19 protein-coding genes are annotated in these 20,368 nt (G+C 69.1%); 9 read left to right on the forward strand and 10 right to left on the reverse strand.

Annotated features, from left to right (window positions below):
* Positions 1-15: 15 nt before the first annotated feature.
* The 3 genes from ABLE43_RS04235 to ABLE43_RS04245 are packed head-to-tail and all read right to left on the reverse strand — an operon-like array spanning position 16 to position 2,191.
* Positions 16-471, reverse strand: a complete 456-nt coding sequence (locus tag ABLE43_RS04235) for a GNAT family N-acetyltransferase (protein ID WP_348977233.1) — start codon at positions 469-471, stop codon at positions 16-18.
* Positions 468-1,580 (reverse strand): M14 family metallopeptidase, encoded by a 1,113-nt coding sequence (locus tag ABLE43_RS04240; RefSeq protein ID WP_348977234.1) that lies wholly within the window; start codon positions 1,578-1,580, stop codon positions 468-470. The genes ABLE43_RS04235 and ABLE43_RS04240 overlap by 4 nt, the downstream gene beginning before the upstream one ends.
* Positions 1,577-2,191 carry a DUF4136 domain-containing protein gene (locus ABLE43_RS04245; RefSeq protein WP_348977235.1) on the reverse strand — a complete coding sequence of 205 codons (615 nt, stop codon included), beginning with the start codon at positions 2,189-2,191 and terminating at the stop codon, positions 1,577-1,579. The genes ABLE43_RS04240 and ABLE43_RS04245 overlap by 4 nt, the downstream gene beginning before the upstream one ends.
* Positions 2,192-2,377: 186 nt before the next feature.
* Here ABLE43_RS04245 and ykgO point away from each other — a divergent pair, with 186 nt between their 5' ends.
* Positions 2,378-2,503, forward strand: a complete 126-nt coding sequence (gene ykgO, locus ABLE43_RS04250; protein WP_055755695.1) for a type B 50S ribosomal protein L36 — start codon at positions 2,378-2,380, stop codon at positions 2,501-2,503.
* 286 nt (positions 2,504-2,789) lie between these two features.
* Here ykgO and ABLE43_RS04255 read toward each other — a convergent pair whose 3' ends face one another.
* Together ABLE43_RS04255 and ABLE43_RS04260 are read right to left on the reverse strand one after the other, a co-directional pair.
* Positions 2,790-3,563 carry an arginyltransferase gene (locus tag ABLE43_RS04255; protein ID WP_348977236.1) on the reverse strand — a complete coding sequence of 258 codons (774 nt, stop codon included), beginning with the start codon at positions 3,561-3,563 and terminating at the stop codon, positions 2,790-2,792.
* Between the two features lie 145 nt (positions 3,564-3,708).
* Entirely contained in the window at positions 3,709-4,950 is a 1,242-nt protein-coding gene (locus ABLE43_RS04260; RefSeq protein WP_348977237.1) for a threonine ammonia-lyase, read from the reverse strand.
* 92 nt (positions 4,951-5,042) lie between these two features.
* Here ABLE43_RS04260 and ABLE43_RS04265 point away from each other — a divergent pair, with 92 nt between their 5' ends.
* From ABLE43_RS04265 to ABLE43_RS04280, 4 genes are all read left to right on the forward strand, one after another.
* Positions 5,043-6,023: an SDR family oxidoreductase gene (locus ABLE43_RS04265; RefSeq protein WP_348977238.1), complete on the forward strand. Its 981-nt coding sequence runs from the start codon at positions 5,043-5,045 to the stop codon at positions 6,021-6,023.
* A gap of 207 nt (positions 6,024-6,230) precedes the next feature.
* The gene (locus tag ABLE43_RS04270; protein ID WP_348977239.1) at positions 6,231-7,097 is read left to right on the forward strand and encodes an NAD(P)-dependent oxidoreductase; all 867 of its coding nucleotides are present in this window, start codon (positions 6,231-6,233) and stop codon (positions 7,095-7,097) included.
* On the forward strand, positions 7,094-8,758 hold the full coding sequence (locus ABLE43_RS04275) for an amidohydrolase (RefSeq protein WP_348977240.1): 1,665 nt from the start codon (positions 7,094-7,096) through the stop codon (positions 8,756-8,758). Before ABLE43_RS04270 ends, ABLE43_RS04275 begins: the two co-directional genes overlap by 4 nt.
* Before the next feature lie 82 nt (positions 8,759-8,840).
* On the forward strand, positions 8,841-9,506 hold the full coding sequence (locus tag ABLE43_RS04280) for a L,D-transpeptidase family protein (RefSeq protein ID WP_348977241.1): 666 nt from the start codon (positions 8,841-8,843) through the stop codon (positions 9,504-9,506).
* Positions 9,507-9,513: 7 nt separating this feature from the next.
* On the opposite strand, the gene ctrA is transcribed toward ABLE43_RS04280, so the two are convergent.
* Positions 9,514-10,215, reverse strand: coding sequence for a response regulator transcription factor CtrA (ctrA, locus tag ABLE43_RS04285; RefSeq protein WP_348977242.1), 702 nt, complete (start codon positions 10,213-10,215; stop codon positions 9,514-9,516).
* A gap of 126 nt (positions 10,216-10,341) precedes the next feature.
* Positions 10,342-11,244, reverse strand: coding sequence for a LysR family transcriptional regulator (locus ABLE43_RS04290; protein ID WP_348977243.1), 903 nt, complete (start codon positions 11,242-11,244; stop codon positions 10,342-10,344).
* A gap of 90 nt (positions 11,245-11,334) precedes the next feature.
* On the opposite strand from ABLE43_RS04290, the gene ABLE43_RS04295 reads away from it, so the two are divergent.
* Together ABLE43_RS04295 and wrbA are read left to right on the forward strand one after the other, a co-directional pair.
* The gene (locus tag ABLE43_RS04295) at positions 11,335-12,033 is read left to right on the forward strand and encodes a pirin family protein (protein WP_348977244.1); all 699 of its coding nucleotides are present in this window, start codon (positions 11,335-11,337) and stop codon (positions 12,031-12,033) included.
* Positions 12,034-12,065: 32 nt separating this feature from the next.
* Entirely contained in the window at positions 12,066-12,668 is a 603-nt protein-coding gene (gene wrbA, locus ABLE43_RS04300; protein ID WP_348977245.1) for an NAD(P)H:quinone oxidoreductase, read from the forward strand.
* Positions 12,669-12,708: 40 nt separating this feature from the next.
* On the opposite strand, the gene ABLE43_RS04305 is transcribed toward wrbA, so the two are convergent.
* Entirely contained in the window at positions 12,709-13,845 is a 1,137-nt protein-coding gene (locus tag ABLE43_RS04305) for a hypothetical protein (RefSeq protein WP_348977246.1), read from the reverse strand.
* Between the two features lie 95 nt (positions 13,846-13,940).
* Positions 13,941-14,657, reverse strand: coding sequence for a 2OG-Fe(II) oxygenase family protein (locus ABLE43_RS04310; RefSeq protein ID WP_348977247.1), 717 nt, complete (start codon positions 14,655-14,657; stop codon positions 13,941-13,943).
* Positions 14,658-14,737: 80 nt separating this feature from the next.
* Between ABLE43_RS04310 and ABLE43_RS04315 the strand changes: the two genes are divergently transcribed.
* Positions 14,738-15,466, forward strand: coding sequence for a 2OG-Fe(II) oxygenase (locus tag ABLE43_RS04315; protein WP_348977248.1), 729 nt, complete (start codon positions 14,738-14,740; stop codon positions 15,464-15,466).
* Positions 15,463-17,112 (forward strand): putative 2OG-Fe(II) oxygenase, encoded by a 1,650-nt coding sequence (locus tag ABLE43_RS04320; RefSeq protein WP_348977249.1) that lies wholly within the window; start codon positions 15,463-15,465, stop codon positions 17,110-17,112. Before ABLE43_RS04315 ends, ABLE43_RS04320 begins: the two co-directional genes overlap by 4 nt.
* Before the next feature lie 60 nt (positions 17,113-17,172).
* Here ABLE43_RS04320 and ABLE43_RS04325 read toward each other — a convergent pair whose 3' ends face one another.
* Positions 17,173-20,193, reverse strand: a complete 3,021-nt coding sequence (locus ABLE43_RS04325) for a TonB-dependent receptor domain-containing protein (protein ID WP_348977250.1) — start codon at positions 20,191-20,193, stop codon at positions 17,173-17,175.
* Positions 20,194-20,368 lie beyond the last annotated feature (175 nt).

A 20,368-nucleotide genomic window follows, 5' to 3' on the forward strand; every position in this document is an offset into this window, starting at 1 on the left:
TCAAGCGCGCCTAGCCTAAAGCAGGCGGCAGAGGAACCGGTTGAAGTCGGTCGCCACATAGTCGCCGAACGCCGCGCACGGCACGAAGCCGTTGCGGGCATAGAGCCGGTGCGCGGCATCGAACATCGCCCCGGTCCCGGTTTCGAGGAGCAGCCGGGTGAGGCCCGCGGCACGCGCTTCGGCGACGATCCGGTCGAGGATCGCCTGCGCCACGCCGCGCCCGCGCGCGTCGCGGTCAGTGCGCATCGACTTCACCTCGCCGTCGCGGTCGCCCAGCGTCCGCAGTGCGCCGCAGCCGAGCAGCGCCTCCCCGTCCCAAGCGGTGAAGAAGGCGATGTCCGGCGTCGCCAGGCCGCGCAGGTCCAGCGCGTAGACGGACCCCGGCGGCGACGACGCCTGCATGTCGGCCAGATGCGCGGTCAGCAGCGCGGCGGTGGCGGGATGGTCCAGCCCGCCTGCGCGGACGATCACGCCTCGAACGCCGCCAGTACCTCCAGCCAGCTGTGCGCCAGCCGCTTCGAGCGTTCGCCCGACCAGCCGAATTCGGGGTCGGGGTTGGCGTCATGATCCTTGAACGGCATCTCCAGCGTCATGCTGAGCGCGCCGAAGCGCTGGGCGAGCTGGTTGGTCGACATCGACAGGTTGGCCTGTCCTGCCGCCGCAACGGGATAGCCGAGCTTCGTCTGGAACTCGGGCGTCGCCGCCGCCCATGCCGCCCCGAACGCGGTGAAGCGCGCGCCGTGCGCATCGGTCCAGTTCGGGATGCCCTCATAGCCTGCGATGAAGTTGGCCGGGATCGCCTCGTCGCCGTGCACGTCGATCGCGATGTCGACGCCGGTCTCGTCCATGCGATTGCGGACGCAGAGCACTTCGGGGCTGCGCTCCGGCGTGGGCGCGTGCCATTCGCGGTTGAGGTTCACCCCCGCCGCATTGGTGCGCAGATGCCCGCGATACGACCCGTCGGGGTTCATGTTGGGGATGCAGTGGAAGGTGCAGCGCTCGCGCAGGCGCGCGGCGGTCACATCCTTCGGATCGGTCAGCTTCTCCAGCAGCCCTTCCATGAACCATTCGCACATCGATTCGCCGGGATGCTGCCGGGCATAGGCCCAGACCTGCAACGCGCCGGTGCCGAGCGTCAGATAGTCGATCGCGCGTCCGTCGAGGCTCTGGCCCAGTTCGCGGTGGGCGACGCCGGGGCGGGCGGCGATGCGGGCGACCAGATCGGCGTGCCGCTCCAGCGTATAGGGCTGGAAATAGGCGAACCACGCGAGATCGCCGGGAATCGTGGCGGTGAAGGTCAGCACCCCGTTCGCATAGCCGGTATAGACCTGCCGCCATGCCTGCCGGTCGGTGCTCATCCGGGTGCGATAGCCCGGCCAGCCGAACGCATAGGCCGCGCCGCCCGCATTCACGATGCGGAAGGTCAGCGTCCGTCCCCGCGCCCCGGCGACGCGGAAGTGGAACCATTGGTAGAAGTCCGACAGATGGTCGGCGACGATCTCGAGGTCGATCACGTCGCCCTGCACGGCGACCACGCGGATGTTGCCGCTGTCGAACGCGGCGTTGATGACGATGCTCATTTCACCGTCGTAGTGATTCCGGACTCGCCTGGGAAGTTGCGGAACATCGCATTGGCCAGCCGATCGGCCTGGAACACCGGCTGCGCGCCTGCGGTGCGTTCGAGCGAGTCGGTCACGGCGCGGCCTTCCCAGATGGTGGTGCCGTCGCTGCGGCGGCGGATCTGCACCGCCAGTTCCGATCCCACCACCTCGCGCTGGCCACCGCCGACGCCGAAGCCCACGCCGCCGCCGACGCCCAGCCCGCCGCCGCGCCAGCCGCCGCCACCGCCGCCCGCGCCGATGCCGATCGACACCGGCGGGCGCTGCTCGACGAAGCCGCGGGTCGCGCGGGTGAAGGCGACCGCGATGATCAGGTCGGACGGCGTGGTCCCGGCCCGCGCGAAGCCCAGCTTCTCCATCTCGCGCGCGACGGCGTTGCCATAGGTCTGGAATTCGGGGCTGATCACGGCATTGGTCGACAGCGGCTCGATCGAGAAGCTGCCCTTGGCGATCGGCTGGTTCAGGTGGAACCGGGTCACATCGACCGGACGCACCTGCGACCCGGTGGTGGTGCACGCGGAGGTCGCGACCGCTGCGGCGGCGGCAAAGGCGAGGGCGATCGTCCTGTTCATGTAATTCGTCCCGTTGCTGGCACTTCTCGTGGCGCTCAACGTGCGGACGTGGCGATTGGGTTCATTGCGATACCGTTTCGGAACCGCGAATCCCTGGGCGGGTCTTGACGGCACGGGCGGGGGCGGATAGGCGACGCTTCGTTTCCGGCCGTGCGAACGGCCTTTTTGCCGTTTGAGAGCCGAACCATGAAGATCGTCAATTCGCTGAAGTCGCTCAAGGATCGTCACCGGGACAACCGCGTGATCCGCCGTCGCGGCCGTATCTACGTCATCAACAAGACCAACCGCCGCTTCAAGGCCCGCCAGGGCTGATGCGCGATCGCCGGGGCGCATGTCCCGGCGGGTCGGAACGGAAACGGGCGTCCGGTCACACGACCGGGCGCCCGTTCCGCGTCGGGTACCGGCAGTGTGCGGATCGACATTCCGCGGAATCATCGACGAAGTTGCTCCCCCCTTCCAGCATTCCGCTGCGAACGTCGCGCGGCTGACCCGAAACTGCCCGTACCCCGGCCTTCGCCGGGGTACGAAAGCGAGGCTTTCGCAGAGGCATCCTTTCAGGGAGCGGAGATGCCGCACCGTCGCTGGATGTTGGCCAGTCCTATGCGACGACCGCGACCGGGGGTGGCTTTATCGCATCCACTTGCTCCAGCAGCGCCCAGCCGGTGGCCCCCAGCGCTTCCATCGGGCGGAAGCGGGTCTTGTAAGTCATGCGCGGCGACCCCTTGACCCAATAGCCGAGATAGACGTGCGGCAGCCCGCCCGCGCGCGCGCGGCGGATATGGTCGAGGATCACGAAGGTGCCGAGGCCGGGCCGCGTCTCGTCCTCCGTCTCGAAGAAGCTGTAGACCATCGACAGCCCGTCGGACTGTTCGTCGGTGATGCACGCCGCCACCAGCCGTCCGGGGCGTCCGTCGACGCCGGGCTCGCGATATTCGACGATCCACGACGTGACCGGCGAATGTTCGACCATGTCGGCATAGTCGCTCTCGTCCATCGACGACATGCCGCCGCCGGGATGGCGCGCGTCGAGATAGCGGCGCAGCAGGCGGAACTGCTCCTCGGTCGCCCATGGCTTGCAGGCACGGATTTCCAGGTCGGCGTGGCGCTTGAGCAGCTTGCGCTGGGTAGCATTGGCGGCGAACCGGCCCGCGACGACCCGCACCGAAACGCACGCGCTGCATCCGACGCAACTGGGGCGATAGGCGACCCCCTGGCTGCGGCGAAAGCCGATGCGGCCCAGCGCGTCGTTCAGCTCATCGGCATTGGGGCCGCTCAGCTCGGTAAAGACCTTTCGCTCCTGCCGCCCCGGCAGATAGGGGCAGGGGCCGGGGGCGGTCACGAAGAAACGGGGAAAACGAAACGGCGCGGTCACCCGTCGATCCTTCGTCAGACAGCGTCAAGGAACTGAACGAGCCTAGATATGGCGCTCGGACGCCCGCATGAAAAGCCGCTTTGCGCCGATTGACGGTTAACGGGCCGCCGCGCCTCCGATCGGACGGCGCGGGCGGTCCGCCGGTTCAGGCCAGTTCGACCGTGCTCACCTCATAGCCGCCGTCGCGCAACCCCTCGATCAGCCCGTCGAGATGCGCCCGGTCGCGCGTCTCGCATTCGATGTCGGTGATCAGCCCCTTGGCAGGCAGGGTGGTGAACACGCGCTGGTGATACACCTCGATGATGTTGACGCCGTGTTCGTGGAAGATCTTGGCGACGTGGAACAGCGCGCCGGGCCGGTCCTGCAACCGGATGCGCAGCCGCGCCAGCCGCCCCGAACGCGCCAGGTCGCGCAACAGCACGTTGGCGAGCAGCCGCGTGTCGATATTGCCGCCGCACAGGACGATGCCGACGGTGCGGCCCTTGAACCGCGGCCCATGGCCCAGCAGCGCCGCGAGCCCCGCCGCACCTGCGCCCTCGACCACGGTCTTCTCGATCTGGACCAGCAGGCTGACCGCCTCTTCCAGCTGCCGTTCGCTCACCAGCACGATGTCGTCGACCAGCGCCTCGACCACCTGTGCGGTGAGGCCGCCGGGCTGCTTGACCGCGATCCCCTCCGCCAGCGTGTCGCCCGCGCAGTCCATCGCGGTGCCGTGCAGCCGGTTGTACATCGACGGGAACAGCTCGGCCTGTACCCCCACGACCTCGATATCGCGGCCCGATGCGCGGGCGACGGTCGCCATGCCGCTGATGAGTCCGCCGCCGCCGATCGGCACGACCAGCGTGTCGATCCCGGGCACGTCCTCCAGCATTTCGAGCGCGACGGTGCCCTGGCCCGCCATGATCCGCGCATCGTCGAACGGGTGGACGAAGGTCAGGCCCTGTTCGGCCTCCAGCCTGCGGGCATGGGCATAGGCGGCGTCGAACGTCTCGCCCTCCAGCACCACGGTCGCGCCGTGGCTGCGGGTCTGCATGACCTTCACGGTCGGCGTCGGCTTGGGCATCACGATCGTGACCGGCACGCCGAGCCGGTTGCCGTGATAGGCGAGGCCCTGCGCATGGTTGCCCGCCGATGCCGCGATCACGCCCTTGGCGCGGGTCGCCTCGTCGAGTTGCAGCAGCGTGTTGAGTGCGCCGCGTTCCTTGTAGGCGGCGGTGAACTGGAGATTCTCGAACTTCAGATACACGGTCGCGCCGGTCAGCTCGGACAGGGTGCGGCTGACGAGGGTCGGCGTGCGGACGATCGATCCGCCGATGCGCATCGCCGCCTGACGCACGTCGTTGACGGAAAGGGGCAGGGCGGGCGGAGCGATCGGGTTGGTAGCCATCGCGGGCGCGTAGCCGATTTGGACCGGCAGGGGAACCCGTGCGGGCACGCGAGCGTCTCCATGCGACACCCCCAGCCGGAAAGCCGCACGCCATGCCCGATACCGATCGCCGTACCTTCGTCGCGGGCGCAGCCCTTGCCGGGGCAGCCGCCGCTGCCGCACCCGCGATCGCGCAGGGGAGCGGGGGACAGGCGACCACGCCCGCCGCCGCCGCCTATCCCAGGCCGCCGTTCCCGGTGCAGCGCCAGCCGTGGCCGGGCCTCACCTCGAAGATGACGCCGCGTCCCGACCATGGCGAGACGAGCTACAAGGGATCGGGCCGTCTGGCAGGCAGGAAGGCGCTTATCACCGGTGGCGACAGCGGCATCGGTCGCGCCGCCGCCATCGCCTATGCCCGCGAAGGAGCGGATGTGGCGATCAACTACCTTCCCGCCGAGGAAAGCGACGCGCGCGAGGTCGTGGCGCTGATCCGCGAGGCCGGGCGCAAGGCGGTGGCGATTCCCGGCGACCTGCGCGACGAAGGCTTCTGCCGCCAGCTCGTAGCACAAGCGGCTCAGCAGTTGGGCGGGCTCGACATCCTCGTCAACAATGCCGCGCGGCAGCAGACCCGGCCCGACATCGCCTCGATATCGTCGCAGGACTTCGACGATACGATGAAGACCAACGTCTATGCGCCCTTCTGGCTGACCAAGGCGGCAGTGGCGCGGATGGGGCCGGGGTCGGTCATCGTCAACACCTCGTCCGAGCAGGCGGGCGACCCGTCGCCGGACATCGTCGATTATGCGCTGACCCGCGCGGCGGTGCTGAACTTCACCAAGGCAATGGCCAAGCAGCTCGCGGCCAAGGGCATCCGCGTCAATGCGGTCGCACCGGGGCCGTTCTGGACCCCGTTGCAGGTCAGCGGCGGCGCGACGCCCGAAAAGCAGCAGAGCTTCGGCAAGAGCGCGCCGCTCGGGCGGCCGGGCCAGCCCGCCGAGATCGCCGGGCTGTATGTCGCCGCGGCGGACCCGCTGATGAGCTATTCGACGGGGCAGATCTTCGGGGCAAGCGGCGGCAACGGGCAGCCTGCCTGACGGGAGAGTCCGTGCCATCCGGATAACGCCCGTACCCTGGCGTAGGCCGGGGTCCAGATGGAAGGCATCGGCGATCGATCGCTGATACCCGGCGACTGGACCCCGGCCTTCGCCGGGGTAGGGCGCTGGTCCTGCGGACGAACGAAAAACCGGACCGTTCGCAACCGCCTGCTTCCCCCCGCGCCGGCTCCGGCCTACACCCCGGCCATGGCACATATCGCATTCATCGGCACCGGCGTCATGGGCGCGCCCATGGCCGGGCACCTCGTCGCCGCCGGACACTCGGTGGTCGTCTACAACCGTACACGGGCGAAGGCCGATGCATGGGCAGCAACGCACGGCGGCACCGTTGCCGACACCCCGGCACAGGCGGCGGAGGGCGCGGACGCGGTATTCGCCTGCGTCGGCAAAGACGACGACCTGCGGCAGGTGACGCTGGGCGCGGACGGCGCGTTCGCCGCGATGCGGGAAGGCGCGCTGTTCACCGACCATACCACCGTATCCGCCGCGATCGCCCGCGAACTGGCCGAGGCGGGGGCGGCGAAGGGGTTGCTGGTGCTCGATGCGCCCGTGTCGGGCGGACAGGCAGGGGCGGAGAACGGCAAGCTCTCGATCATGTGCGGCGGCACCGCCGAGGCCTTCGCCGCCGCCGAGCCGATCATGGCCGCCTATGCCCAGCGCATCGTCCATGTCGGTGGCGCGGGCGCGGGACAGACGACCAAGATGGTCAACCAGATCTGCATCGCAGGCGTGCTGGGCGGCCTGTCCGAAGCGCTGCGGTTCGCGCAAAAGGCCGACCTCGATCTCGACAAGGTGCTGGACGCCGTTTCGGGCGGCGCGGCGCAGAGCTGGCAGATGGTGAACCGCTGGCCGACGATGGCGGAGGACAAGTTCGACTTCGGCTTCGCGATCGACTGGATGCGCAAGGATTTGGGCCTCGCGCTCGACGAGGCGCGGCGGCAGGGAGCGACGCTGCCGGTCAGCGCGCTGGTCGATCAATTCTATGCCGAGGTACAGGCGATGGGCGGCGGACGACAGGATACCAGCGCATTGGTGCGGAGGCTGCCGAAATGAGGCGGACGCTGATCGCCGCCGCCGCGCTGCTGCTGGCCGGGACCGCCCATGCCGACGGGTTGATCGACAATGTCAACGGCGTGACGCTCGACGCGCAGGGACGGGTGGTGCGCTTCGCCGCGATCGTCGTCGACAAGGAGGGCAGGGTCGTCCGGCTGGTGCCGAAGGGCGAGAAGCCGCCCAAGCGCCCCGACTGGCGCAGCGACATGGGCGGGCGCATCGTCATCCCCGGCATGATCGACGCGCACGGCCATGTCATGTCGCTCGGCTATCGCGGGCTGGAGATCGACCTGTCGGCGACCCGCTCGCTCGGGGCGGCGCAGGAGGCGATCCGCAGCTATGCGCGGTCGAACGGCAACCGCTCGTGGATCACCGGCGGCGGCTGGAACCAGGAAGCATGGGGGCTGGGGCGTTTCCCGACCGCCGCCGAACTCGATGCGGCGGTCGGCGACAAGCCGGTGCTGCTGGAGCGCGCCGACGGCCATGCCGTCTGGGCCAACAGCGCCGCGATCAAGGCGGCGGGCATCACCGCGCAGACCAGGTCGCCGCCGGGCGGGCGGATCGAGATGGCGAACGGCCAGCCCTCGGGCGTGTTCGTCGATGCCGCCGCGTCGCTGTTCGACGCCGCGCGGCCCAAGCCCTCGCCGCGCGAACGCAACGCCGCCTTCCTGAAGGCGCAGGAGACGTTGCTGTCGAACGGCATCACCGCCACCGCCGACATGGGCACGACCGTCGACGACTGGCAGGTGTTCCGCCGCATGGGCGACATCGGCCAGCTGCGCGTGCGGATCATGAGCTACGGCATGGGGCTGGACACCGCGCTGACCGTCGCGGGCGCGGGGCCTACGCCGTGGCTCTATGGCGACCGGCTGCGGATGGGCGGGATCAAGCTGTACGCCGACGGCGCGCTGGGATCGCGCGGGGCGTGGCTGAAGGCGCCCTATAGCGACGCGCCCGGGCAGCGCGGGCTGTCGTTCATCGGCGACACCACGCTGCTGAACGTCATGAGCCGCGCGACGATGGACGGGTTCCAGCTGGCGATCCACGCGATCGGCGATCAGGCGAACCGGCAGGTGCTCGACGCGATCGCCGAGATCGCATCGTCGTACAAGGACGATCGCCGCTGGCGGATCGAACATGCGCAGGTCGTCGATCCCGCCGACCTGCCCGCGCTGGGCCGCAACGGCATCATCGCCTCGATGCAGCCGGTCCATGCCACCGGCGACCGGACGATGGCCGAGGCGCGGCTGGGCGAGGCGCGGCTCAAGGGGGCCTATGCCTGGGCGACCGTGCTGCGCGGCGGCGGACGGCTGGCGTTCGGATCGGACTATCCGGTCGAGCATCCCAATCCGTTCGTCGGCTGGGCCGCCGCCTTCACCCGCGAGGATGCCGGTGGCCAGCCGCCCGGCGGCTGGCGGCCGGAGGAGAAGGTGACGCGCGAACAGGCGTGGAAGGCGTTCACGCAGGACGCCGCCTTCGCCGGTTTCGCGGAAGGCCGCTTCGGATCGCTGCAGCCGGGGCAGAAAGCGGACTTCATCGTCGTCGATCGCGATCCGGTGGTGGCCAGCCCCGCCGACCTGCGCGCCACCCGCGTGCTCGAAACCTGGGTCGGCGGCTATCAGGCGTGGCCGCTGAAGGCGGACGGCACACCCCGGCGATAATGTCGCTACGTCCGTCGAACGTATCATCGCGGCACGACAATCGGGTCGTGCCGTGGGCGTGAACGGACCCTATATGGGTGGCATGGGATACGGATTGCGAACCGGACTGGGTGTGGCGCTGCTGATCGGGGCGCTCGGCGCGACCGGCGCGGCGGGCGTGCTGATCGGGCGGGCGCGCCCGGATGCGCCGACACCCGGCGCCACGCCGTCCCCGGCGACTTCGCCCGTCCGCGTCGCGGCGAAGCCCGCCCCGGTCGCGCCGTCGCCCGACGCGCCGCCCGACGCGATGGTCGTCCGCCGCATCCTGCAGATCGACGGGCCGTTCACCCATGGTCGCTGGCTATGGGACGAAAGCGGTGCGCCCAGGACCGGGCCGATCGTCATCACCATCGATCTCGACGCGCAGGTGCTGTCGATCTTCCGCGACGGCTATGAGATCGGGACCGCGGTGGTGCTGTACGGCGCGGACTGGAAGCCGACGCCGCTCGGCGCGCTGACCATCACGCAGAAGGATGCCGACCATGTCAGCAACCTCTACGACGCGCCGATGCCGTATATGCTGCGGCTGACCGACGACGGCATCTCGATCCACGGCAGTCAGGTGGTGGCGGGCGGTGCCACGCACGGCTGCATCGGCGTGCCGATCGAATTCGCGAAGAAGCTGTTCGCGGCGACGAAGCTCGGCGACCGCGTCATCATCACCAACGGCAAGCGGCTGGAGATGGGCGGGGCGATCGCCAAGCGGTGAGCCGCGGTCAGGCGACCGCGACCTGCCCCACTTCGTCGGCCTCGCGCAGCACATAGCCGCGGCCCCATACCGTCTCGATATAATTCTCGCCGTCGCAGGCGGTGCTGAGCTTCTTGCGCAGCTTGCAGATGAAGACGTCGATGATCTTGAGTTCCGGCTCGTCCATGCCGCCATAGAGGTGGTTGAGGAACATTTCCTTGGTCAGCGTCGTGCCCTTGCGCAGCGAGAGCAGTTCGAGCATCGCATATTCCTTGCCGGTCAGATGCACCCGCGCACCGTCGACCTCGACGGTCTTGGCATCGAGGTTCACCGCCAGCTTGCCGGTGCGGATCACCGACTGCGAATGGCCCTTGGACCGGCGGACGACGGCATGGATGCGCGCCACCAGTTCCTCGCGGTGGAACGGCTTGGTGACGTAGTCGTCGGCGCCGAAGCCGAACGAGCGGACCTTGGAATCCATCTCGTCCACGCCCGACAGGATCAGCACCGGCGTCTGCACCCGCGCCACGCGCAGCTTCTTGAGCACGTCATAGCCGTGCATGTCGGGCAGGTTCAGGTCGAGCAGGATGATGTCGTAATCATACAGCTTGCCCAGATCGAGGCCTTCCTCGCCCAGATCGGTGGTGTAGATGTTGAACCCTTCCGACGAGAGCATCAGCTCGATCGCCTTGGCAGTGGTCGGTTCGTCCTCGATCAGCAACACGCGCATCGGCAGTCCCCCGTTTCGCGGCACGCCTTCCCTGAAGTGCGTGAAAGCAGAAACATTAATGGAAAGCCGTATGAAGGCAAAAGGTTAATTTGCGCTTAAACGACAACGGTACGTTAGCGAGCGCGGTTAACGCGCGGCGCAGATCCGCCGGAACCTTTCCGACAGGAAGGCGATCAGCGCCTCGACCCGGGCGGGCCGCAGGGTGCCCGGCGGGGTGAGCAGGTGCAGCGCGATGCCGCCGCTGCTCCAGTCGGGCAACACCGCCTCCAGCCGCCCGGCGGCGATATCGGCATCGACGAGGAAGTCGGGCAGCCGCGCCACGCCGAGGCCCGCACGCAGCGCAGGCAGCATCGCCTCGCCGTTGTTGGTGGCCAGCGGCCCGGCGGGGCGCACCGCCACCTCCTCCTCGCCATGCCGGAAATGCCAGACGGGGTGCGTCAGGTTGGTATAGCCGAAACAGGCATGATGACCGAGGTCGGCGGGATGCGTCGGGCGGCCATGCGCGTCCCAATAGGCGGGCGCGGCGACGATCCGCACCGCGACGGGGGCGAGGCGGCGGGCGCGCAGCGAGCTGTCGGGCAGTTCCGCGATGCGCAGCGCGATGTCGATCCCCTCCGCGACGATATCGACCTTCGCGTCGGACAGGGTCAGGTCGATCTCGACGCCGGGATGCTCGCCCAGGAAATCGGCGACGGCGGGCGCGACATAGGCGAGCCCGAACGACATCGGCGCGGCGACGCGGACCAGCCCCTTGGGCGCGGCGGCGGCGTCGCGCGCCTGTTCCTCGGCCGCCTGCGCCTCGCCGAGGATACGCGCGGCGCGTTCGCTGAGCGAGCGGCCCGCATCGGTCAGCGTCAGCCGCCGCGAGGTGCGATGGAACAGCGTGGTGCCGAGCGACGCCTCCAGCCGGGCGACGGCCTTCGACACGGTCGCCTTCGACACCCCGATCGACTGGGCCGCGGCACTGAACGAACGATGCTCGACCACGCAGGCGAACATCGCCCATGCCTCGAAATCGGGAAGTCGCATGATACCTCCGGCGAAACGATCGGTTTCTGACGTTTCCGTTTACGCGACTGTCGCGCGACCTATCTTGGGGGTCAAGCAAGGAGATCGACGATGATCGACAAACGTGACTTCGCAAGCCTCGGCCATGCAGACCATGGCTGGCTGAACGCCCGCCACCATTTCAGCTTCGCCAACTATTATGATCCCGCCCGCATGGGCTGGGGCGCGATCCGGGTGTGGAACGACGACGAGATCGCCGCCAATTCGGGCTTTCCGCCGCATCCGCACAAGGACATGGAGATCATCACCTATGTCCGTTCCGGGGCGATCACCCACCAGGACTCGCTCGGCAACAAGGGCCGCACGGCGGCGGGCGACGTGCAGGTGATGAGCGCGGGCAGCGGCGTGCGCCACGCCGAATACAATCTCGAGCCCGAGACGACCCGCATCTTCCAGATCTGGATCGAGCCGCGCCAGAAGGGCGGCCAGCCGTCATGGGGGGCCAAGCCGTTCCCGAAGGGCGAACGCTCCGGCAAGTTCGTCGTGCTCGCCAGCGGGTCGGACGCCGATCCCGAAGCGCTGCGCATCCGCGCCGATGCCCGGGTGCTCGGCGCGACGCTGAAGGCCGGGGAAACGGTGGAACATAGCGTGGGGGCGGGGCGTCACGCCTATCTGGTCGCCGCGACCGGCGCGATCACCATCGACGGCGTCGCCTTTCAGGCGCGCGACGGTGCCGCGCTGTCGGGCGGGCAGACCGTCACTATCACCGCGACCGAGGATGCCGAAATCGTCCTCGTCGACGCCGAATGATCCGAACGTTTCGTTTGCCAGGAGTGTTGCCCATGTCGAAGGTCCTCGTCCTTTATTACTCGTCCTACGGCCATGTCGCCAAGATGGCCGATGCCGTTGCCGAGGGCGCCCGCGCCGCCGGGGCGGAAGTGGACGTCCGCCGGGTGCGCGAAACCGCCCCGGCGGAGGTCGCGCAGTCGGCGGGCTTCGTCGTGGCGGACCATCATGCCGAACTGACCGATCCGAACGAACTGACCGACTATGACGCGATCATCGTCGGCACCGGCACCCGCTATGGTCGCATGTCGAGCCAGATGGCGGCGTTCTGGGACACGACCGGCGGGGTGTGGGCCAGGGGCGGGCTGGTCGGCAAGATCGGCGGCGCCTTCACCTCGACCGCGACCCAGCACGGCGGGCAGGAGACGACGCTGTTCTCGATCATCACCAACCTGCTGCACCACGGGATGACGATCGTCGGGCTCGACTATGGCTATGAAGGCCATACCGGGCTGGACGAGGTGAACGGATCGACCCCGTACGGCGCATCGACCATCGCGGGCGGCGACGGCAGCCGCCAGCCGACCGAGATCGAACTGGGCGGCGCGCGGCATCAGGGCAAGCGCATCGCCGAACTGGCCGCCAAGGTCTTCGGCTGAGGCGGCGGGGCGGTCCGGCGACGGGCCGCCCCTTCGTTCGTCAGCGAAAGGGCGAGCGCGTCGGCTTCGGCAATTCTTCGATCGTCACCGCCGCGCCGTCGTAATCGATCCGGAACCCCGAATCCGGAACTGCATAGGGATCGCCGCCCGGCAGGAAATAGACCATGGCGCGGCTGCCGATGCAGCGTCCGTCGGCTTCCCTGGGCTTGACGATCGCCATCACCGGGCTGGCGGGATCGCGCCGGTTGTCGGAATACATGTCCATCAGCACGAACTTGTCCCATCCCGCGTAGAGGAGCGGCAGATAGGTGTCGATGCCGCTGCCGAGATCCTGCCGGATCACCGCAGCCAGCGTCTTGTCGCGCAGCGCGTCGCGGATGTCGGTAATCGACCGGCGCGACGGCTGGATGCGCATCGCCGCGATCAGATCGGCCTTGTAGCGGGTGGCATAGTCCACCAGGTTGAACGGGTCCATCGGCTCGATCCGGGTGAACACGCCGCGTGCCGTATCGAGCTGATAGAAGCTGTAGCCGAGCGGGGCGAAGCGCCGGATCTGCCCGATCCGTCCGGCTTCGTCGCGCAATGCGGCGGGCTGTCGGTACATCAGGCACGGCAGGTCCAGCGCATCCTCCAGCGACGCCAGATTCGCGACCGCCTCGACGTTCGTCTTGACGGGGCGTGACGGCGGCAGCGCGAGGAAGGTGCCCGCATCGTTCACGACGATCGAGGGCCATCCGCCGTTCCTGGTCTGCATCAGGTCGAAGAAGCTGTGCAGCAACCCCGATTGCGGGTGGGTATGCAGGTCCAGTGCGGGAAGATGCCCGGCGGCCTTCACCTGCTGGTGCAGTTGCGCCGTCGAGACGTTGTTGACGTTGCCGCCCGCCAGCCCGGTGAAGGCAGGCGCCCTGTCCGCGGTAAGATAGCCGATCGTCGCGACCTCGCCGGGGGCGGTCAATCTGGTACGCAGCGCCGCGATCATGCGCAGCGTCGCCGGATCGACGCGAATCTCCTTCGGCGCAGGGAAGTCGTGCCAGTTGGCGGTCGCGCCGGAACGCTGCATCAACTGGACGAGCGTTACCGGCTGCTCGGCGACCGGCGCGGCTGCTGCGGGTGTGTCCATGGCCAGCGACAGTGCGGCGATGCCCCGCAGGGTCGTCGGCAAGATATCGATCCGCATGAAACCGTTTCCCCCCCAGACCATCCTTCACCGGACCCGACGCTACCGCGATTGCCGGCGGAATTGAACCGCCGCGATCGTACCTCGCGCCGCCGCTACGGCTGCATCCCCGCGCGCAGCCAGCCGGTCACGGAATAGCGCCGGGCGGGAGCGGCGCGTGTCACCTCGCTCACGCTATGCTCCTGCGGCACGCGGAACAGCGTCAGCCGGTTGAAGCCGGGGGCGATCGCGTCCAGCCGCCCGCCGTCCCGGTGGAACAGCAGCAGCCCGCCCCATTCGGGCCGCCAGTCCGGGGTCAGCCCGAACACATAGGCGGCACGGCGGTGCTTGCCCGCGACCGCATCGTCGTGCGCGGTCAGGAAGTCGCCGGGGGCATAGGCGGTCGCCTGCGCATCGGCATAGGCGACATCCGCCGCGCCGGTGATCGTCCGCAGCATCGCCAGTACCGCATCCGACGACATCCACCGGGCGAAGGCGCCGAGCGGCGTCGGATCGGCCGCGCGGTCGGCGCGGGCGTCGGACACCCGGATGCTGTCGAACCGGAACTGGAACCCGGCGCGCGCGGCGGCATAGACGGCGAGGTTCAGCGCCTCGGCCCGGTCGGGCGGGATCGCCGCCCATCCTGCGCGGTCGAATTCGGCGACCTGCGTGCCGCTGAGCACCAGCTTGCGCCAGTCGCCCCGCGTCCGCAGGTGCGCGGCCAGCGCCACCGCCGCGTCGGCGGGCAGCAGGCCGTCGATCACCACCCGCCCGTCCCGGCGATAGGCGGCGGCGAGGGCTGTCAGATCCAGTGCGGGTGGGAGCGCGAACATTTCGGCTAGCAGTCCTGCCATCGATCGCGGCGCGGGTGAAGCCTTGCACCGCGCGCGATGCTGCGCGAAATTCGCGGGACATGATCGAACTCCTCCGATTGAACCCCGCCCTTGATCGCGCAGCACTTGCCCGCCGGTTCGCGACCGACCGCCGGGTGCAGATCCGCGACGTGTTGACCGACGATTCGGCGCGCGCGCTCCACCGGCTGATCGCCGAACAGACGCCATGGGGCATCGCCTATGGCATCGGCACCGAACAGCCCGTCGGCCTGAGCGCCGCCGAATTCGCCGCGCTCGCCCCCGATCGGCGCGCAGCGATCCGCGAGGGGATCGAGGCGGCGATGCGCGGGCGCGACTACGGCTTTTCCTACGCCCGCTATCCGATCCTCGACGGCTATCTCCAGCGGTGGGCGCCCGGTGGGCCGCACGACATCTTGCTGGAGCATATCAACGACGCGCCGTTCCTCGACCTCGTGCGCGACGTCACCGGCATCCCCGAGTTGCGCAAGGCCGATGCGCAGGCGACGCTGTTCGCGCCCGGCCAGTTCCTTGCGGAACACAGCGATTCGCATGTCGGGGAGGGGTGGCGCATCGCCTATGTCCTGTCGCTGTGCGCGCTCGACTGGCGGCCGGACTGGGGCGGCTATCTCCAGTTCCTCGACGACGACGGCGACGTGATCGCGGGCTATCGGCCCCGGTTCAACGCGCTCAGCATGTTCGCGGTGCCGTGCGCCCATGCCGTCAGCTATGTCCCGCCGTTCGCGCCGGTCGGACGCTATTCGATCACCGGCTGGTTTCGCGACCGATGAGCGATGCGGCGACGATGCGGGCAGCGGCGCTGGCGGCGGCGAAGCGGGGGGACGATGCCGGGGCGGAGCGGCTGTTCGCACAGGCGCTGGCCGCCTTTCCCCGCGATGCGGCGCTGGCCAACAGCGCGGGAAATTTCCACGCGGGCGCCGGACGCGCGGCGGAGGCGCTGGCGCTGTTCGACCGTGCGCTGGCGATCGATCCGCGCCTCGGCGAGGCGGCGATCAACCGCGCGGTGATGCTGACCCGGCTGGGCCGCGCGGGCGAGGCGGTCGCCGAACTGACCGCGGGGCAAGCCGCGCTCGCCGCGCTGCCGCGCTACTGGACGACGCGCGCCGCCGCCGAAACCGCGATCGGCGACCTGCGCGCCGCCGCCGACAGCTATGCCGCGCAGCTCGCCCGCGATCCGCGCCATGTCCGCGCGCTGCACGGCGCGGCCCGCACCGCGCTCGACCGGGGGGCGGAGGATGCGGTGGCGCAGTATGACCGGGCGCTGCGCGTCAGCCCCGGCGATCCATGGCTGCTGCACGGACTGGCACAGGCGCTGGAGGCGGCGGGCGATCGTCCCGCCGCACTCGGCATTGCCGCCGATCTGGCGCTGCACCTGCCGCAATGGGTCGATGCGCTCGAACTCTACGCTGGCCTGCGCTGGGCAGCGGGCGAGCGCGAAGGGTTCTGCGATCACTATCCCCGCGCCGTCGCGGTGCATCCCGACGGCGCGGCGGAGCGATCATGGGCGGCGATGCTGGCCGGGGTCGATCGCCATGCCGATGCGGGCGAGGTGCTGGCGGCGGCACGGCGGCGGGTCGGCGACCGCGACGAACTGGTGCTGGCGGAGGCGATCGCGCGCGGCGAGGCGGGGGAGGATGGTGCGGCGGCGGCGCTGTTCGATCGGTTCGGCGGCGACACCCCCGACTGGCAGGTCGCCCGCGCGCGACAGGCGTTGCGGACGGGTGCACCCGATCTGGCGGAACGGCTGCTCGCCGCGGCGCTGGCCGTGCGCGCCGATGACGTGACCGCATGGAGCCTGCGCGACCTGGCGTGGCGCGTGCTGGGCGATGCGCGGCACGAATGGCTCCACCGCCATCCGGCGCTGATCCGCGAACTGCCGCTCGACCTGTCGGCGGCGCAGCGGGCAGCGGCGTGCACGACGCTGGACGCGCTGCACGACCGCGCGGCGATGCCGATCGGCCAGTCGGTCAAACAGGGCAGCCAGACGCGCGGGGCATTGTTCCAGCGCGACGCGCCGATGATCCGGGCGATCGCCCGCGCGGTGGACGAAGCGATCGCGCGCTACCGCGAGGGGCTGCCGCCCGTCGATCCGGTGCATCCGCTGCTCGCGCGTCGCGACGCGCCGTGGCGGGTGGTGGGCAGTTGGTCGATCCGGCTGGACGGGCGCGGTCGCCATGCGCCGCATGTCCATCCGCACGGGCTGCTGTCGTCCGCCGCCTATTTCACCGTGCCGGAAGCCGCGCCGGGCGTGCTCGAACTCGGGCGCGCGCCGGAGAATCTGCGGCTCGACCTGCCGCCGATCGCGACGATCGTGCCGCGCGTCGGCCACTGCGTGCTGTTCCCCAGCACCCTGTTCCACGGCACCCGCCCGATCGCGGCGGGCAGGCGGATGACCGTCGCCTTCGACGTGGCCTGACAGGAAAAGGGGCACCCGCGTCGCCGCGGATGCCCCCCTGTCCGTACGATCGTGGCAGCGTCAGAACTGAAGCCGTGCACCCACGAAGAAGTCGCGACCCAGCACGTCATAGGTGCCGGGGAAGGTGTTCGCCTGCTCCTGGAGCGAGCCGAGGACGGTCGGCTTCTCGTTCAGCAGGTTGTTGACGCCGAAGTTGATCTGCAACGTCTTGGTCGCCTCGAACCCGGCCGACAGGTCGAAATAGTCGGCAGGCGCGATGCGGGCGTTCGGGAACAGCGCAGCGTCCTGCGGCGTGCGGACGAGGCCGACGAACGTGTTCTCTAGCCGGCGGTCCTTGACCGGGCCGAGGTGCCGCCAGCGCAGCGACAGCAGCGCCGGACCGTCGGACAGGGTCAGACGGGCGTTGTGCTTCCACTTCGGCAGCGGGTTGGTCGTCGGGATCTGCGGCACCGAACCTTCGCCGATCACTTCACGCTCGGGAATGCTCGCCACCGCGGTGCTGCGGAACTTGTCGAGATAGGTCCCGAGGAACGAGAAGCTGACGTTCGAGCGGCCGTTGCCGGTCATCGAGAATTCCAGCGGCAGCGAATAATCGACCGCCACGTCGATGCCCGAGGTCTTGAGCGTCGCGATGTTCGCCGACAGCACGTTCGGGTTGCGCCCGCCCGCCGTCTCGCCCAGCGCGCCGGTCGTGGTGTTGCGCATGCCCTGGAAGATCGAGCAGATCGGGTTGCTCAGGTTCTGCGCCACGGTGAAGCACAGCGACAGCGCATCGTTGAGGCCGCCGCCGAAGGTGGCGATCGTGTTCTCGACCTTGATGTTGAAGTAGTCGACCGTGACGTTCAGGCGCGGGATGAAGCTCGGGCGCAGCACGACACCGGCGGTGTAGGTGTCGGACGTTTCCTCGCTCAGGTTCGGGTTGCCGCCGAAGTTCGCCTGGATCTGGGCGTTCGGCTGCACCGCGCGGGTGAAGACGTTGGCCGCAGGCACGCCGTTGGCGATGCACAGCGCGCGGATGGCGTCGGTGCGGTTCGCCGCCACGCCGCGATCCGAGCAGGGGTCCTGCGCCGCCGGGAAGCCGGTGGAGTTGCCGCCGAACAGGTCCTGCACGTTCGGCGCGCGCACCGCGCGGGCATATTGGCCGCGGAAGGTGATGTCGCGGATCGGCGAGAGCTGCCCGCCCGCCGAATAGGTCCACACCCCGCCGACCGCCGCCAGCGAATAGTCGGAATAGCGGACGTTGCCGTCGAACTCGAGCTTGTGGAGGAAGTTCTCGCTCAGCACCGGCACGCGCAGTTCGCCGAAGACTTCGCGCGCGCTGTATTCGCCGCTGGTCGGCTGGCCCGCGTTGAAGCCCGCGACGTCGCCCGAGGCGAGGAAGGTGTCGGGCGTGTAGCTCGCCGACATGCCGCGATATTCGACACCGGCGGCGAACGCCACCGGATCGACGCCCGCCCCGAAGGAGAACAGGTCGCCGTTCACCGAAGCGACGAAGTTCTTCAGGTCCGAGCGTTCGAGGTTGGTCGAATTGATCGTGACATAGCGGATCGCCGCCGGATCGGCGAGGCCGAGGCCGAAGACGTTGAGCGGCTGGCAGCCCGCCGCGCGGGCGGTGGCGTTGCGGCAGCGCAGGGTGCCGTTCACGATTTCCGTCTCGGTCGCCGCGGCGAAGCGGCTGCGCGAGATGTTGCCCTGCTGGAACTGCTGGTTCTCGGTCCGGGCGTACATATAGTAGACGTCGAACCGCAGCGCGTCGGTGATGTCGCCGCGCACGCCGCCGAGCAGGCGGAACGCAGTACGGCTGGCGTCGACGTTGCGCGGGCCCGACTGGTTGAACCGGAAGCTAACGTTGGTCGTGACATAGCCGTCGCCGTCGGTGTCGAGCGGACGCAGCAGGCCGCGCGTCTGTTCGTTGAACCACGGGCTGGCGATCTGCAGGTTCAGCGCCTGGCCGATCGGCGTCGGGGCCAGTTCCTGCGGGACCGAGTTCTTGACGAAGCTGACTTCGGTATAGGCGGTGACGCTCGGCAGGATCTCGTAGCTGCCGTAGCCGCCCATCAGGTAGCGTTCCTGCGGCAGCATCAGATAGTTGTCGGGCGCGAAATTGTAGAGATCGGCCGGATCGTTGAACGCGCGCGTGCCGCCGCCGGTCGGATTGAAGATATAGCCGAGCCCGGTCGAGGAGGTCAGGCCGGGCAGCGTCGCGATCGGGGTCGAGGCCGAACCCTGGGGCACGAGGCCCACTTCGCCGCCGCGCGCCGCGCAGGTGGCCAGCGAACCGCCGAGGTTGGTGCCGATGCCGGTCGCCGAGTTGGTCGTGCCGCGCACGATGCAGCCGTCACCCGCGGCATTGCGCGAAAAGGCTCGGGCGCTCTGGAAGATCGGTTCGCGACGGGTGTAGTTGGCGTAGACCGTCACCGATCCCTTGTTGTCGTCGAACTTGGTGCCGACCGCGAAGTTCACGTCATAGCGCGCGCCGTCGCCTTGTTCGGTCAGCGCGTACTGCCCGCCGAGGATCGCGCCGTCGAGGTCCTGGCGCAGGTTGAAGTTGACGACGCCCGCGATCGCGTCCGAACCATAGGTCGCCGATGCGCCGCCGGTCAGCACTTCCACGTTCTGCAGCATGAACTGCGGGATGGTGTTCAGGTCGACGATCTGGTTGGTGTCGTACGACATCCAGCGACGGCCGTTGACCAGCACCAGCGTGCGGGTGGTGCCGAGGTTGCGCAGGTTGAGCGTCGCCGCGCCGCTGCCCGGGTTGTTCGAGAAGCCGGTGGTGCCGGGCACCGCCTGCGGCAGCGTGTTGATGACCTGTTCGACGTTGACCGCGCCGGTCAGCTTGAACTCTTCGGCGCTCACGAGCGCGATCGGGCTGGGCGAGGTGAGGTCGCGCCGCTGGATGCGCGATCCGGTGACGGTGATCGTGCCCTCGTCCTGGCCCTCGGCGACCGGGGCGTCGGGCTGAAGCCCGGTGCCGGTCGTGGCTTCGGCGACCTGCGCCTGCGCGATCGTCGGGATCGACGTCACCGCCGCGCCGACCAGCAGCGTCGTCGTCAGCAATCGCGAACGGAATCCTGTCATCTTGTTGAAACCCCCAATGTTTGGACCGGCGCACGTCAGGTCATGCGCACTGATCTGGCCCCGGCGGAAGATGTTCCGACGGTCCATGGGGTCCGTTAAAGCAACGCGATCCGGACTTCGCAATCACGGTCGCAAGCATGTGTCAAAGATTTGCAACGTGGTGTGTCGTTATAGT

Origin of the sequence: Sphingomonas silueang (genome assembly GCF_040049155.1) — a bacterium.
Taxonomy (GTDB): domain Bacteria; phylum Pseudomonadota; class Alphaproteobacteria; order Sphingomonadales; family Sphingomonadaceae; genus Sphingomonas; species Sphingomonas silueang.

What these genes read in the sequence shown, in the direction of transcription:
- ABLE43_RS04240 (WP_348977234.1), bottom strand. Translation starts at nt 1,580, where the DNA reads ATGAGCATCGTCATCAACGCCGCGTTCGACAGCGGCAACATCCGCGTG.
- ABLE43_RS04245 (WP_348977235.1), bottom strand. Translation starts at nt 2,191, where the DNA reads ATGAACAGGACGATCGCCCTCGCCTTTGCCGCCGCCGCAGCGGTCGCG.
- ykgO (WP_055755695.1), top strand. Translation starts at nt 2,378, where the DNA reads ATGAAGATCGTCAATTCGCTGAAGTCGCTCAAGGATCGTCACCGGGAC.
- ABLE43_RS04260 (WP_348977237.1), bottom strand. Translation starts at nt 4,950, where the DNA reads ATGGCTACCAACCCGATCGCTCCGCCCGCCCTGCCCCTTTCCGTCAAC.
- ABLE43_RS04265 (WP_348977238.1), top strand. Translation starts at nt 5,043, where the DNA reads ATGCCCGATACCGATCGCCGTACCTTCGTCGCGGGCGCAGCCCTTGCC.
- ABLE43_RS04270 (WP_348977239.1), top strand. Translation starts at nt 6,231, where the DNA reads ATGGCACATATCGCATTCATCGGCACCGGCGTCATGGGCGCGCCCATG.
- ABLE43_RS04275 (WP_348977240.1), top strand. Translation starts at nt 7,094, where the DNA reads ATGAGGCGGACGCTGATCGCCGCCGCCGCGCTGCTGCTGGCCGGGACC.
- ABLE43_RS04280 (WP_348977241.1), top strand. Translation starts at nt 8,841, where the DNA reads ATGGGATACGGATTGCGAACCGGACTGGGTGTGGCGCTGCTGATCGGG.
- ctrA (WP_348977242.1), bottom strand. Translation starts at nt 10,215, where the DNA reads ATGCGCGTGTTGCTGATCGAGGACGAACCGACCACTGCCAAGGCGATC.
- ABLE43_RS04290 (WP_348977243.1), bottom strand. Translation starts at nt 11,244, where the DNA reads ATGCGACTTCCCGATTTCGAGGCATGGGCGATGTTCGCCTGCGTGGTC.
- ABLE43_RS04295 (WP_348977244.1), top strand. Translation starts at nt 11,335, where the DNA reads ATGATCGACAAACGTGACTTCGCAAGCCTCGGCCATGCAGACCATGGC.
- wrbA (WP_348977245.1), top strand. Translation starts at nt 12,066, where the DNA reads ATGTCGAAGGTCCTCGTCCTTTATTACTCGTCCTACGGCCATGTCGCC.
- ABLE43_RS04305 (WP_348977246.1), bottom strand. Translation starts at nt 13,845, where the DNA reads ATGCGGATCGATATCTTGCCGACGACCCTGCGGGGCATCGCCGCACTG.
- ABLE43_RS04310 (WP_348977247.1), bottom strand. Translation starts at nt 14,657, where the DNA reads ATGTTCGCGCTCCCACCCGCACTGGATCTGACAGCCCTCGCCGCCGCC.
- ABLE43_RS04315 (WP_348977248.1), top strand. Translation starts at nt 14,738, where the DNA reads ATGATCGAACTCCTCCGATTGAACCCCGCCCTTGATCGCGCAGCACTT.
- ABLE43_RS04320 (WP_348977249.1), top strand. Translation starts at nt 15,463, where the DNA reads ATGAGCGATGCGGCGACGATGCGGGCAGCGGCGCTGGCGGCGGCGAAG.
- ABLE43_RS04325 (WP_348977250.1), bottom strand. Translation starts at nt 20,193, where the DNA reads ATGACAGGATTCCGTTCGCGATTGCTGACGACGACGCTGCTGGTCGGC.